The 13,943-nt window shown below is 39.7% G+C and carries 10 protein-coding genes; 4 read left to right on the top strand and 6 right to left on the bottom strand.

The window, feature by feature from the left end:
* Positions 1 to 78: 78 nt before the first annotated feature.
* From FBD94_RS14000 to FBD94_RS14010, 3 genes are all read right to left on the bottom strand, one after another.
* On the bottom strand, positions 79 to 1,674 hold the full coding sequence (locus FBD94_RS14000; protein ID WP_136880636.1) for a S8 family peptidase: 1,596 nt from the start codon (positions 1,672 to 1,674) through the stop codon (positions 79 to 81).
* A 139-nt stretch (positions 1,675 to 1,813) separates the two neighbouring features.
* Positions 1,814 to 2,251: an RrF2 family transcriptional regulator gene (locus tag FBD94_RS14005; RefSeq protein WP_090782695.1), complete on the bottom strand. Its 438-nt coding sequence runs from the start codon at positions 2,249 to 2,251 to the stop codon at positions 1,814 to 1,816.
* A gap of 52 nt (positions 2,252 to 2,303) precedes the next feature.
* Positions 2,304 to 2,720: a hypothetical protein gene (locus FBD94_RS14010; protein ID WP_131611090.1), complete on the bottom strand. Its 417-nt coding sequence runs from the start codon at positions 2,718 to 2,720 to the stop codon at positions 2,304 to 2,306.
* A 531-nt stretch (positions 2,721 to 3,251) separates the two neighbouring features.
* Here FBD94_RS14010 and FBD94_RS14015 point away from each other — a divergent pair.
* Positions 3,252 to 3,563, top strand: a complete 312-nt coding sequence (locus FBD94_RS14015) for a hypothetical protein (RefSeq protein ID WP_131611091.1) — start codon at positions 3,252 to 3,254, stop codon at positions 3,561 to 3,563.
* A 95-nt stretch (positions 3,564 to 3,658) separates the two neighbouring features.
* Positions 3,659 to 4,987, top strand: coding sequence for a sigma-54-dependent transcriptional regulator (locus FBD94_RS14020; RefSeq protein ID WP_136880637.1), 1,329 nt, complete (start codon positions 3,659 to 3,661; stop codon positions 4,985 to 4,987).
* 3 nt (positions 4,988 to 4,990) lie between these two features.
* Here the strand turns inward: FBD94_RS14020 and FBD94_RS14025 are convergent, their stop codons facing one another.
* Positions 4,991 to 7,492: a hybrid sensor histidine kinase/response regulator gene (locus tag FBD94_RS14025; protein WP_136880638.1), complete on the bottom strand. Its 2,502-nt coding sequence runs from the start codon at positions 7,490 to 7,492 to the stop codon at positions 4,991 to 4,993.
* A gap of 51 nt (positions 7,493 to 7,543) precedes the next feature.
* Positions 7,544 to 8,677, bottom strand: coding sequence for a patatin-like phospholipase family protein (locus tag FBD94_RS14030; RefSeq protein ID WP_225874797.1), 1,134 nt, complete (start codon positions 8,675 to 8,677; stop codon positions 7,544 to 7,546).
* Between the two features lie 48 nt (positions 8,678 to 8,725).
* Between FBD94_RS14030 and FBD94_RS14035 the strand changes: the two genes are divergently transcribed.
* Positions 8,726 to 11,719, top strand: coding sequence for a glycosyl hydrolase family 28-related protein (locus FBD94_RS14035; protein WP_136880639.1), 2,994 nt, complete (start codon positions 8,726 to 8,728; stop codon positions 11,717 to 11,719).
* On the opposite strand, the gene FBD94_RS14040 is transcribed toward FBD94_RS14035, so the two are convergent.
* Positions 11,699 to 12,592 (bottom strand): LysR substrate-binding domain-containing protein, encoded by an 894-nt coding sequence (locus FBD94_RS14040; RefSeq protein WP_136880640.1) that lies wholly within the window; start codon positions 12,590 to 12,592, stop codon positions 11,699 to 11,701. The genes FBD94_RS14035 and FBD94_RS14040 overlap by 21 nt on opposite strands.
* 114 nt (positions 12,593 to 12,706) lie before the next feature.
* Here FBD94_RS14040 and FBD94_RS14045 point away from each other — a divergent pair, with 114 nt between their 5' ends.
* Positions 12,707 to 13,933 (top strand): MFS transporter, encoded by a 1,227-nt coding sequence (locus FBD94_RS14045; protein WP_136880641.1) that lies wholly within the window; start codon positions 12,707 to 12,709, stop codon positions 13,931 to 13,933.
* The last annotated feature ends 10 nt before the right edge of the window (positions 13,934 to 13,943 follow it).

The raw sequence follows: 13,943 nt of genomic DNA on the forward strand, positions 1-13,943 counted from the left end.
ATATTGCTATCAATGGCTTTCTTATTCGTTCGTGCGAGATCCTGAAATACATTCAGAATGACGACTGCAAAACAATGCTTATTTCTTGTACTCAGCAGCTAATTTCAATGCATCATACGCATTTACAATACCACCAGTAACACATAGATCTGCAAAAGGAATAGTCTTCGTATCTGTTTCTGTTTTAACTTCTACAGACTGACCAACTTTAACTACTGATTTCATAATAATATCTTTTACCTGTACAGCAGTTAATTTAGGATAGTAAGAGCGAATCAATCCAGCTAAGCCTGCAACTACAGGAGAAGCCATACTTGTACCACTTAATTTTTCATATTTCGATCCAGGTACAGATGAGTTAATGTCTACACCAGGTGCAAAAACATCAACTTTCGTTTTACCATAGTTAGAAAAATTAGCTTTTATCTTACCATCATTTGTCCAGCTCGATGCGCCAACAGTAATCCATGAGCTAGCTTTACCACCGCCGATATAATCCGGATTCGGGAAGTTATTCTCTACCTCAAGATCTTTATTGTCATTACCTGCAGCATGAACAAGCAATACATCTTTAGCTACTGCATATTTAACCGCCTCATCAACGATTGCTTTATCCCATGAAAATCCTTTACCAAAACTCATGTTGATTACTTTAGCACCATTATCAGCAGCATAACGGATCGCGTTTGCAACATCTTTATCGCGCTCATCACCATTTGGCGTACACCTAACCCCCATAATAACCACATTATCGGCCACACCTTTGATACCTAAATCATTGTTGCGTACAGCGCCAATAATACCAGCAACATGAGATCCATGTCTGGCATCTGGTCCAGCTATATCATTGTTACCATAAAAACGTTCTTTGCTGTTATTAGGATCATCACCAACAATACCACGTGGATCATAATCAACATTCAGGTTATACTCAACCTGGTTTTTATAGTGGTCGTAACCCGGTACGATCTGAGTCTTATAAAAATCATCAAAACTGCTGTTTTTTAATTGAGCAAGCATGATACGTTGAATATTAGTTTCCATATCATTTTCAGGTTTAAAAGCCTGAAAATCTTCACGTGTAGGATTTTCTTTACCGATTTTCTTTACTACTGCATCAATTGCATTTTTGATTCCTCCAAAGCGCTCATATCCAGTTTTAGCCTCAGCTAACTCCTGATCCAATTCCGCTTTATTTTTTTGATAAGCTTCAAAAGCAGGTAGTTCGTTTGCTTTTACTGAAGTAGCATCTGCATTGGCAAATTTAGCATTGTCTCTTCTCACCAAACGCGTCAACTCTAAGGTCTCATAATTAACAGAACCTTTTGATGAGCCTATAAAGTTCCAGCCATGGATATCATCGATGTAACCATTTTTGTCATCATCCTTGCCATTGCCAGCTTTTTCTTTTTTATTTACCCAAACAATAGGCTTTAAATCTTCATGTACGGCTTCTACTCCACCATCAAGAACTGCAACTATAACTGGTACTGATTTTTTACCTTTTAATAATTCATTATAAGCCTTTTCTGTGCTTATACCGAATGTAGAATCTGCTTTTAAATCTAGGTTCTGCCAGTTAGGTTTCTGAGCAAATGACATAAAAGGCATCGCTGCCAATAAAACCACTCCCATTCCACTACTACAGAAAAAATTCTTGTTAATCTTATTCATAGTTTTCAAAATTTTGACAAAGTTAACTAAATTTAGGACCTACGCGGTAACGTATTATAAGTCAATCTCACCTGAAAACAAAAAACCAGGACGAGTCCTGGTTTTAAAAATCATATGGATTCTTGGTTAACAAACCTATTTAGCTCACGATCGTATCGTCAGTTTCTCTGGCAATCACATCAGCAATGCTTGTTTGGGCAAGTACTTTTAAGGTAGCATCCCTTACATCAATAAATGTTTTTCTGATGCCACAAGTCACCTCATCATGACATTCATCACACTTACGGTAAAACTTTAAACTGGCACAAGGAACCATTGCTATTGGTCCATCAGTAATACGAAGTATATCTGCCAGATAAATATCTTTTGGATCTTTATTCAAGCTATATCCACCCCCTGCACCCTTCTTACTATATAAATAACCAGCATTACGCATATCAAGTAGAATTTGCTCCAGAAATTTCCGGGGTATCATCTCTTGTTCTGCCAACCGCACTATTTGCATAGGAGGGTTCTCCCTATTCTTGCCAAGAGCAACCAGTGCCTTTATTGCATATTTCGTTTTCTTAGACAGCATAACAGCAAAGCTAAGAAAAGATTTATGTATTTGTATAGATTTTCATTTCCGGCTATAAAGACGTTAATTCTTCTATAGTGAGCCCAGTAGTCCTGGAGATAATACTTAAAGAAACATTTTCGGCTTTTAATTTAATCGCCAGTTTTCTACGTTCCTCATCACGCCCCCTTCCGATTCCTATTTTAATACCGTCTTCAAGCCCCATCGTAAGCCCTTCCACACGGCCCTTTATAATCCCTCTATCGATGCCCTCACCAAGTCCTATTTCAATCCCCCTTTCAATCGCTTCCTCCCTCATAACGTCCATGACGCTATGGTCTTCCCCTCGCATTTTTAACTTTTCCCGAAATTCGCTCATCTCCTTTGGGCTTAAATTGCCAACTTCTGCAACCCGTACTTTTACAATAAATCTTTCAACCTTGTCAAAATCTGCCTTGTTGAATCTTTTTCCTGCTGTTTCTTCGCTCATGTTTTTCCTAATTTGTTTAAGCAAACCTCGTTAGATAATTAATGGTAAACCTTTAGTGATCTGAAATTTGGTTGAAAGCGCGGCATAAACCCATTAATACCAAATAAAACATTGTGGAGTATCAAAATATGGCCTTCTTTCAAAATTAAAATAGTATCGTAAAAAGCCGAAAGGCAATTGGGAATCCTTCGGGAACCCTTGCTCAGGGCTAGGGCAGGATAAGGAGTACCATTGGCCTATCGTAGGCAGCTCGTAGGACTAATGGTCCAATGAAAGCCCTTCGACATCCCTTTAAGGATGCTTTTAAGGTAAACGCGTGCCCGAAGCCCTACCGAAGGGTTTGCAACATCTTCTAAACATCATCCCTGGTTCAGTCCGCAACACATTGGGGAGGAACTCCACAACTTCGAACGCACAAAAACAAACCAATAAACTGAATATCAGTTATTTAAAAATAAAATCTAATTGTGGCATCATTCTGTACCTTACCTTATCGTAATTAATTAGAACACAATTTTAAATTTTATAATTATGAAAAAGATCATTTTATCAGCAGCGTTCCTGGCATTTGCAGGATTAGCTACAGTACAAGCAAGCGAAATCAAAGTTCCAGTTGTAATTAGCGCACAACAAGACAGTACTACAAAAACTCCGGTTGAATTGAAAGATCTTCCTGATGCCGTGAAAGCTACATTAAGTTCAGACAAATATAAAGAATGGATTCCAACAGCAGCATTCCTTGTTACAAAAGCAGACAAATCAGAGCATTATCTGATTGATGTTAAAAAAGGAGAAGAAACCGCCTCTTTAAAAATTGGTAAAGACGGCGTTGTTATAGAATAAGCACCTATATCCCTTAATTTATATAATATATTACCTCACAAAAGCCGGATTTCATCCGGCTTTTGTATTTTTGCTATTATCACAAGCGAATACCTATGGCAAAAATACTGATCATTGAAGACGATTCTACCTTCTCTCAAGTCTTAGAGGGCTTTCTTACAAAGCACGGCCATGAACCACATGTTGTAAACGATGTAAAAAAAGCCTTTAAAATTACTGATCAGCAAAATTTCGACCTCTTATTAATTGATTATCGTTTACCAGACGGTACCGGACTAGACGTTCTTTCTCATGTATTGGAGAAAGGTTCTGCTCAGCCAGCAATCATCATGACCAGTTTTAACGATGTTAGAACAGCCGTAAAATCTATACAGCTCGGTGCCTTTGATTACATCACCAAGCCGGTTAACCCAGATGAGCTACTCATGCTCATAAAAAATGCATTGGGCAAAAAAGAAACTGCTAAATCAAGCAAATCAGTTGAACATACAGACGCTATAAAAGGCAAAAGCACAATTGCTGACAAACTTTACGAACACATTAATCTGGTAGCTCCTACGGATATGTCGGTGATTATACAAGGCGAAAGTGGTACAGGTAAAGAATATGCTGCACGTGCTTTACATACACAGAGTAAACGTGCCAACAAACCATTTGTGGCTATCGACTGTGGGGCGCTATCGAAAGATTTAGCGGCCAGCGAATTGTTTGGCCATGCAAAAGGGTCTTTCACAGGTGCTTTAACTGATAAAAAAGGTCAATTTGAAGCTGCTGACGGGGGGACTCTTTTTTTAGATGAAGTTGGAAATTTAAGTTATGAGGTTCAGGTTAAAATGCTTCGGGCGCTTCAGGAAAGGACCATACAGCCCCTAGGCAGCACCAAATCTATTAAAGTTGATGTAAGAATTATTACGGCAACCAATGATGATCTGAAAATGAGTGTAGCTAATGGTTCATTCAGAGAAGATCTTTACCACCGACTGAATGAATTTAAAATACAATTACCGGCATTGAGAAATAGAGGAAAGGATATAGAACTTTTCATCAATCACTTTATAAAACTATCTAATCAGGAGTTAAACAGGGATGTCAAAAACATTTCGGCTGAAGCCAAAACACTTTTACTTCAGTACGATTGGCCGGGAAATTTGCGGGAGCTTAAAAACGTAGTTAAGCGAATGGTTTTACTAACACCAACAGATACAGCAGAAGTTGAGGCCCTGCCAGAAGATATGATCATTTCCATTAATCAAGCACCAAAGTCTAGTGGTACAGATTTAAAAGCAATTAATGAAGTAAATGAAAAGGCAATGATTATGGAAACGCTAATTAAGGTTAAATACAATAAATCTAAAGCTGCAAAACTGCTCAATATAGACAGGAAAACGCTATACAGTAAAATGGAGCGTTATGATATAGAGTAAATGCTATGCTGAGGCCTTAACCTGTATCAACAGCTGATTTAACTGCTGCAACAAGCTTTCTATTTCGTGCTTTTTAAGCGGGTCTAAATCCTCATCCGCTCTAAGTTCCATTTCCATCAATCTAAATGCTGTAGCGAGCTTTTTTGCCCCTATCTGTGCGATTCTTCCAGCCAATCGATGGGTAAGCAATCGCAACCGCGGCTGATCAGCTTTATTCATCGCGTCCCGTATTTCATCGCTATCGTTCAAACTGTCTTCCGAAAACCTGAAGAGTATCTTTTTTAACTGCTCTTCATCATCGAAAGTCATTTTCTTTAACGAAGTTAAATCCAGGTCAACGGATTCTATTTCTGTTTCCGCCCATTCTTCATCTACATCTTCAGTTATAGCCTGGTTATAAAACACCGATAAAAGCTCCGCTTCTTTAAACGGCTTCATCACCAAGCCGTCAAATCCATTATTTAAGAGCAAATCGCGCTCATCAGGCAATACCTGTGCGGTAATGGCATAGATCTTCACCGCATTGCCTACCTTTTCTCTTAACCTTCTGCAAAGTGTAATGCCATCCATTTCGGGCATGCGCATATCCATCAGCACATACTTAACCTTGTTATCCCAGGCTGCATTTAGCAATTGTGTGGGTGAGTTAAAGAACCGGGCGTCGATGCCATGATTTTGAAAAATGACGGCGCATAGATCAAGAATCAACTGGTCATCATCTATTACCCAAACTTTCCCCTTATAAGCCAGAGGCTCAACAAGCGCGCTTTCATATTCGGGTTCGCTGGCTATCTTAAGTGTGAGGTAAACCGTAAAAACACTGCCCTCTCCTTTCTTACTTTTCACATATACCCGGCCACCTTGTTGTTCAATCAATGATTTGATGATGGTTAAACCCAATCCAGCGCCGGATATATTTAATTCCTCATCAGGCAAAGTATTGACCTGTTCAAACTCATTAAATATCAGCTTACTTTCTTCCTCGGTTAATCCAACTCCGGTGTCTTTTACCATAAAGGTAAAATGAAGAAGCTCGCCCTGCCTTTTAAAAAATGCTGAAAGCGTGACCTCACCCTTCACCGTAAATTTTATGGCATTTCCCAAAAGATTATACAAAATCTGCTTCAACCTAAAAGGATCTCCATTTACGTATTTTATACCAGAAAGCTCAAATTCAGTAATCAGTTGGAGTGATTTGAGTTCGGCTTGGGTCCGCATCACCGAAACCACCTCATGAAGTAATTGTTCAATATCAAATGCTTTTTCTGAGAAGGTGAATTTGCCCGAAATGATGCGGTTATAATCCAAAACCTCATTTACAATCTGCAATAGGTGTTCTGAAGAGTGATAAATAGCATCAATATCTTTCCGCTGTGGCCGTTCTTGCTTCCGGATGATCTCGGAATAGCCAATAATGGATTGTAAGGGTGTTCGGATTTCGTGACTCATATTGGAGAGAAACCGTTGTTTGGCTCTTCCATGATATTCCGCTTCGTCTTTTGCCAATTCCAGTTCAGCCCTATACTTATTGCTTTTTGTAATATCTGTTAAAATGAAATAGAGCAACAATACGGTTAAAAAGAAAAAGACAAGCATAATGATGCTAATGGTACTGATGCCTGTATTTACCACATTTTTTGCCTGAATCCCGTTTAATTCAATTTGTGCAACCACCTCACTTTCTACCTTTCTTAATACATCAAGCATCTGGCTAACGAGCAAAGTATTTGCATCGGTTAAGAGCGCTTCCATGCTTAAGAAACTCTCGTTTTTAATCCGCTGCTCTTTCTCTATGATCTTTAAGGATTGCTCCAGATTTTTAGTCATTCGGGCCTCGGCAGACAAAGCAATGGTATCTCTTTTTACCTTTTCTTCGTTTACGATCTTAACCCCATTATCCTCATCATTGGTCTTTTTCCTGCCAAATATTTTACCAAAAAAGCTTTTAGGGCGCTCTTCTGTTGGGTATATCGTTGTTGTGGATGTTTTCTGTTCTGTAGCTACAATGGTACTATCAGTCTGTTCTGAACTTTTTGCTGCCAGCGCACTTAGGCTTTTAACCTGTTCGGAGAAGGATTTATTATTAACCAGTCGCTCCCTTACTTTAAGGTAATTTATAAATTGCTTATCTCTTTCCCTTAAAAGTCTTTTGATGGTTAAAATTCGGGTTAGCTGGGTAGAGTCATTCGCATACAATCCGGCTAAGGTATCTAACACCAATCGCAATTGCCCAGACTCCTTAAACAGTTGGTTATAATTACCGGGATCGTTAAAAGCTTGCTTTTTTTGCAGTTGATCAAGCGCGCCTATTTTTCGTGAAATGGCACTCACTACCCTTAACCGCTCACTTGGCGCAGTGATGTTCTCCACAGTAGTCAGCATTTCTTTAAAAGCCACTTTGCTTACCGCCCATGCCATAAACATGGCAAAACAAGCTAAGAGCAATGCAATTATGATTTTTCCTTTTATGGCTTTGAAGAAACGGCTTTGGGTTTTATTGCTCATCCTGATTGTTAACGATAAAACAGGAGCAAAAAGTGTGCTATAATTGGATACTTACAGAGAGCCCAATGATCTTACGGCCTTTAAAAAATCCCATGGTTTTTTGTTTGAAGTATCTTTTGCTTCGGCGATCAGCATTTTTGCAAGCTGAGTGATCCGGGCTTCATTTTCACTAACGGTCCTATCACCCAGTGCGATTAACCTTTCAATATTTGCAGGACTTGCGGCATCCAGTCCCTCCTTAATACTTTCCAAACTGTCCGGCTCTATACGAATGTAGTTTTCTGAGTGCCCAATAGAATTGAACAGCTGTTTCAGGAAGAAATCACTGGTTTCGGCTACGCCACTCATCATAATGTCTAGTATTGCAGGCACAATAGCCATCGCACTACTTTTCTTAAAATGGTCATAATCATAAGATCTTCTAGAACGACCGGTACCTAGTGAGACTAAAGAAATATCATTGATCCGGGTTTGGTTAAAAGCCCTGGTTACTTCAATCAGGCCACTTAAAGCAGGGTTTGTAGCAAACACACCACCATCAAGTAATGGGTAACGCACATTGGCCAGTGAGTGGATCTCTGCTACACTAAAATAAGTGGGTGCAGCTGAGGTAGCGCGACAAACATCTCTTAAGTAAAAATCACGGATATTGCCTCTTGAGATTGCGTTCTGTTGTCTAAAAAAATGGGTTTTCCTAAGTTCAATATTATAGGCACTGATGATGCATGGTTTGATGAGCTGGCTCAGTTTTTTCTCGCCAAAATAGTTCTTCAGTACACCTTCGAAAATCATACTATTGTAACGTTCGCCGGCAAGCCCAAGTTTAGCCCGGATGCGTTTAAAGAAACTCATTTTAAAGATTTCATTCCCATGCTCCAGGTATAGATCTAACGCTGCTCTGGCAGAAAACCGGGGTCTTGTCGGATTCTCCTCTGCAGGGCATAGCAACAGGCAGGTCAATATACCACCAGTACTGGTGCCTGCAAAAAAGTCAAAATAATCGACGATAGCAGCATCTGGATTTTTACTCTCTAGTTTCAGCCTTTCTTCAAGCGCAACCAAAACCATTCCCGGAATAATTCCTCTTATTCCCCCACCATCAATAGAAAGGATTTTCTTCATAATAAAACTAAGGCTTGCAGGTAAATATAGGTTTTCTGCCAGAATAGTTGAATACTTAGTCATATTAATTTAATACAGAATACCGATTTTTAACAACCATTTCAATTCACCATGAACAAACTAAAATCATTACCCCTGATTCTTTTGATCTGTATCACGATACCTGCTTTGGCGGTTAAAATCAAAAAGTATAAGTCTGACACTGAAATAGAGATCAGCAAATCAGCCACTCATATTGCGCAAATAACAAATGATCGCGTTGTAATTATTGCAGGGAGCACTTATTTATTTACAGTAGATACGCCAGAAGATAAGGGCTTAGTCTCCACAAAAATGAGTGTGAAGCAAATCCTGATGCAACTGAAGTCGAAAGATGGATCTTTTCAAAAGTACAAGGTTACGGATAAGGATGGTACGACAAAAGAAGATGGAGAGCTGATAAACGGCGACCTTCTTGTGGTTACTGCTGAAGATGGAAAAGCGAAAAGGAGCTATCAAATCGTAGTAAAACCGATGGCTGTAGCAGGACACCTTTACTTACAAACCGAGCAGGCTACTGTAAATACAAGTAATGATTTAACCCTTTATTTTAGTGCAGGCCAAAGAACGCCTAATGCTACTGTCCAACTCTTTTTACCTGCGGGTATTGAGGTTACGCTAAACAATACAACTGTTAATGTAATTGGACGTGGAACGGTTAAGTTAAAGGATTTGGCCAGACAATCTATCGGTCGTGTTGGTAGTGCTTATTCTTATTCGAAAGTTGGTACTGTAGCCATTAGCAAAGCTGCTGAGGGGGGCTCAATCCTTACCTTTAGCAACCTGGATTTGAGACCAGAAAATGGACCAGATCTAAAGCTTACCATTGAAAACGTAAAATTAAATAAGGCAGGACAATATTCATTTAGTGGATCATATACAACTGCCAAGCCAGAGGTTTTAACCAGTCCAGCTACTGGTGCTGCCTGCGCAACATTGACGGTAACCAATCCGGTTTCTAGCTTTGAAAGAATCGTTAACACAGATATTCAGTATAAAGAAACACCTAATAACTATACTACTGTTGGTTTTAAATGGGGCATCAATGTCAACATCAAAAATGTGGCTATACTGCAATCTTTGGACAATGGTAAAAGCTGGACCGCATCTTCGGCTGTAATTGATGCTAAAAAAGCTACAGCTAGAGTATCGGGTTTATTGCCTAAAAAATTATATGCTTTTAAACTTAATGTTAACGATGGTCCAAATAAGGGTCTATCTAATACACTTAAGTTTTATTCAGGTAAAATGGATGTTAAAAGTTTTGGGGTAAAGGGTGATGGCAACGCAGATGATACCCAGGGTATCAATGACGCTATTGACGCTGCAAATAAAATGGGCGGTGGTACGATTTTGTTTAGTGCAGGGAATTATAATGTGAGGACGGTTCATTTGAAAAGCAATGTTTATTTATTTGTGGATAAAGAGGCGACCATTAGCGCCATTAAAGGGGCAGATGCACCTGAATCTACCTGGTTTAGTGATAGAAAATACCGTTCTGGGCTTTCACCTACTGACCCGGGACCTTATGCTGATCCAGAGAATTACATGACGAAGCAGGATGTTGGTCATCATTATTTTAGGAATACCATGTTTTTTGGGGAGCGACTAGATAATGTGAAGATTATTGGCAATGGTTTGATCACAGGTAATGGAAACTTGGTTAATAGCGATAAAGTGATGAGCAATGCACCGGATAATCGCGCGGATAAGATGTTTACGCTGAAGTTATGTACCAATCTTGAAATTGGTGGCATTTCACGTTCCGAAGACCTTTGGTATGATCCTAAAAAAGATGAACCCTATTACATTGGGAAAGATGGTTTGAAAATAGTTGATGTGAGCAATATGTTAAGGATTGACCGTGCCGGGCACTTTGTTTTACTGGCTACAGGTACGGATAACATCAATGTGCACAATACTTATTTTGGTAAAGCAAACCAGGGGAATGCGCGTGATATTTATGATTTTATGGGCTGCAACAATGTTACTGCTACCAATATTTACTCGAAAGTAAGTTCTGATGACCTCATAAAACCGGGTTCTGATTGCGCATTAGGCTTTACACGTCCGGCAAGGAATTACAAAGTCCGCAATATTATTGGGGATACAAATTGTAACTTATTTCAAATCGGTTCTGAGACAGCGGATGACATTAAGGACATTTGTGTGGACAACATCTATGTGCTTGGAGCCAATAAGGCAGGATTCTCTATTTCGACCAATGATGGCGCGCACATCAGTGACATTCACCTAAATTGTGGCCATACCGGAAAGCTACACTCCCGCTCTCAAATGTACAGAACGAGAGCCCCTTTCTTTATCTCCATATCTAACCGCGCCCGCATTCTTGGGGCCACTGTAGGCCGGTATGCTTTTACCGAAAATGGGATAAAACATGATGAATTGCTGGTTAAGAATGTAAACATAGGTAAGGTGGAGAATATTATACTGAATGGAATAGATATTTTTGAGGTGTACGGTGGAAGTTCTTACGGCGGTAAAAATGGTCGCTGGAAGGCTTATGACGGCACTCAAGACAAGGCTACTCCAATCATTGCGGGTTACAAGTTACCGGATACTGAAACGGTTACAGGGGGGCTTAATTTTAAGCTGCCAAACGAATTGCATACTGGATACATTAAAAACATTGTATTTAATGATGTGCATGTGCTGGTTAAAGGTGGAAATCCGCCTGCAGATACCACAAACCTAGCCCCTGAATTGGGTGTTGGCCAATATAATGTGGGAAATCTAAAAACTCAACCTTCTTATGGGATATGGGCACGTCATGTCAATGGTCTTACTGTAAAAAACAGCTCATTCAATTATGAACAGCGCGACAGTAGGTATGCGATTTTCCTGGATGATGTGATTGGTGCAAAATTAGCTGATTTAAAAATGGTCAGCGCTAATGACAATCCGGTTGTCATTAAACTTAGAAACTCATCAGACGTTATTGCCGACAACATTATTTACTTTAAGGACCAATGGGACAAATCGCCGACTAAACTACCAGCCATTAAGCAATTAGGGCTGAGTTCATCAGGTTTTTCCAAGTTGTAATGTCTCAATCAACTCCTGTATAAAGAGGGTTGCCGATTTCTTTCTGTACCCTCCTTTTTGCCATAAAATAAAGGCTTGTTTATAATATTCCTTTCCCGAGATTGGAATGGCAATCAGGTTTTCCCAGGTAATGAGCGCCTTTTCGTTGAGGATGGTGGCCCAACTTCCATCGTCCACCAATGATAGCAAAGAATGGATGTTGTTCATCTCAATTTTTATAAGGGGAGAAAGACGTGCTTTATGGAATAGTTCGTCCAATAAATCCCTGGAGCTAAAACCTTGACTCGGCAAGATCAGCTCCACTTTAGCGAGGTTGGTCAAAGAGATCTTTTTCAGATCGGCAAGTGGATGGTGCTTTGATACCACCATCATAATCCTCGATGAAAAAAGATGCTCCATTTCCAGATTGGCATCATCACTATCTGTCTGTTCGTGAAAAGCAAGGAGCACATCCAATTCGGCTTGTTTCAGCTTATGCTCCAACTCTGCCGCAGTACCATATTCCACTACTATTTTAATACCCGGGTATTTGGCAGAAAAGGGCGCCAAAGCAGGTAGCAAAACGGAACTAAATGCCGAGGTAACCCCTATCCTTAGCTCGCCAATAACCAGGTTATTTAACTCGACAATTGCCTGTTTAGACTTCTTTACATCCAACACAATTTGTCTGGCATGATTCAGGAATACCCCACCAGCCTCAGTTAAATGCACATGCTTCCCTATCCGATCAAACAACATCATCCCCAGTTCCTCTTCCAATTGTTTGATCTGTTGAGAAAGGGTCGACTGTGTCACAAAACATGCCGCAGCTGCTTCCGTAAAGTGTAGCATTTCAGCCGCTTTAATAAAATAGTTGATTTGTCTTATTTCCATTGTCGCTATTACAATCGATCGTTAAAACTAATCAATATCATTAAAACAATCAATTTTACCACTTTAAATCTTATCCCGAAATTTGTAGGACAATAACATTATTTAAAACACTCCATGTTCAGATCATTAAAGTACCGCAATTTCAAACTCTTCTTTTACGGACAATCCATTTCCCTTATAGGAACCTGGATGCAGAAGACGGCGGTAAGCTGGCTGGTGTACAGACTAACAGATTCGGCCATGTTATTAGGCTTGGTTGCCTTTGTTAGCCTTATTCCTTCTTTAATTCTCTCTCCTTACGCAGGGAGTTTAATCGATAGAAATAACAAATACAAAATCCTGCTCATTACTCAAGTGATTTCTATGATGCAGGCCGGCGCATTGGCTGCGATCATCTATTTTCAATTTTACAACATCCCAATTATTATAGGTTTAAGTCTCCTTCAAGGTATCATTAATGCTTTTGATGTGACTTGTCGCCAATCCCTTATGGTTGAAATGGTGGAAGATAAAACTGACTTACCTAATGCCATCGCACTCAACTCTACCATGGCAAATCTGGCCAGAATTGTAGGCCCTGCTATTGCTGGTGTTATCTTAAGCACTTTTGGCGAAGACTTTTGTTTTGTAGGTAATTTTGTGAGTTATATTCCAGTACTCATCTGTTTATTGATGATGAAACTGAACCTTACTGTAATTCCACACGCCCAAAAAAGCATTTGGAGAGAACTTGAAGATGGTTTTAAATATATATCCAGCGATAAAGATTTGAGCAGTATGATCGTGATGATCGGAATTAGCAGTTTGTTTGTAATCCCTTTCAATACCCTAATGCCTATTTTTGCGAAAGACTTGTTTCATGGCAATGCCGGAACTTTTAGCTGGTTCGAAAGTGCAGCGGGTTTAGGATCAGTGGTATCGGCGATGTATCTGGCCAACTTAAAATCGGCCAAACCACTCATGAAAATCACGATTATTGCCAGTGCCATATTCGGCTTAAGTCTGGTATTCATGTCGTATTCGAGCATACTACCAATTGCATTGATATTTATGGCACTAAGTGGTGTGGGTATGATGGCTCAAACCTCTGCAATCAACACTTACATTCAAACACATGCAATACCGGAAATGAGAGGGAGAGCAATTAGTTATTATGTAATGGCGTACCAGGGAATGATTCCGATTGGCAGTTTATTGATTGGCTGGGCAGCACATGCTTTTGGTCCTAGATTGGCGGTTTGTATAGCCGGCCTCATCGGACTATTGGCTACAGGTTTATTCTTTCTTTATCAAACAAAGCGTGCTGGTAAACCGATTACAGGATTGCTATTCAAATCGTAATCTAATCGTT

Source organism: Pedobacter hiemivivus (assembly GCF_005144565.1).
In the GTDB taxonomy this organism is placed as follows: domain Bacteria; phylum Bacteroidota; class Bacteroidia; order Sphingobacteriales; family Sphingobacteriaceae; genus Pedobacter; species Pedobacter hiemivivus.

Excerpts from the sequence above, each read along its gene's own strand:
- FBD94_RS14000 (WP_136880636.1), bottom strand. The coding sequence starts at position 1,674 with ATGAATAAGATTAACAAGAATTTTTTCTGTAGTAGTGGAATGGGAGTG.
- FBD94_RS14005 (WP_090782695.1), bottom strand. The coding sequence starts at position 2,251 with ATGCTGTCTAAGAAAACGAAATATGCAATAAAGGCACTGGTTGCTCTT.
- FBD94_RS14010 (WP_131611090.1), bottom strand. The coding sequence starts at position 2,720 with ATGAGCGAAGAAACAGCAGGAAAAAGATTCAACAAGGCAGATTTTGAC.
- FBD94_RS14015 (WP_131611091.1), top strand. The coding sequence starts at position 3,252 with ATGAAAAAGATCATTTTATCAGCAGCGTTCCTGGCATTTGCAGGATTA.
- FBD94_RS14020 (WP_136880637.1), top strand. The coding sequence starts at position 3,659 with ATGGCAAAAATACTGATCATTGAAGACGATTCTACCTTCTCTCAAGTC.
- FBD94_RS14025 (WP_136880638.1), bottom strand. The coding sequence starts at position 7,492 with ATGAGCAATAAAACCCAAAGCCGTTTCTTCAAAGCCATAAAAGGAAAA.
- FBD94_RS14030 (WP_225874797.1), bottom strand. The coding sequence starts at position 8,677 with ATGACTAAGTATTCAACTATTCTGGCAGAAAACCTATATTTACCTGCA.
- FBD94_RS14035 (WP_136880639.1), top strand. The coding sequence starts at position 8,726 with ATGAACAAACTAAAATCATTACCCCTGATTCTTTTGATCTGTATCACG.
- FBD94_RS14040 (WP_136880640.1), bottom strand. The coding sequence starts at position 12,592 with ATGGAAATAAGACAAATCAACTATTTTATTAAAGCGGCTGAAATGCTA.
- FBD94_RS14045 (WP_136880641.1), top strand. The coding sequence starts at position 12,707 with ATGTTCAGATCATTAAAGTACCGCAATTTCAAACTCTTCTTTTACGGA.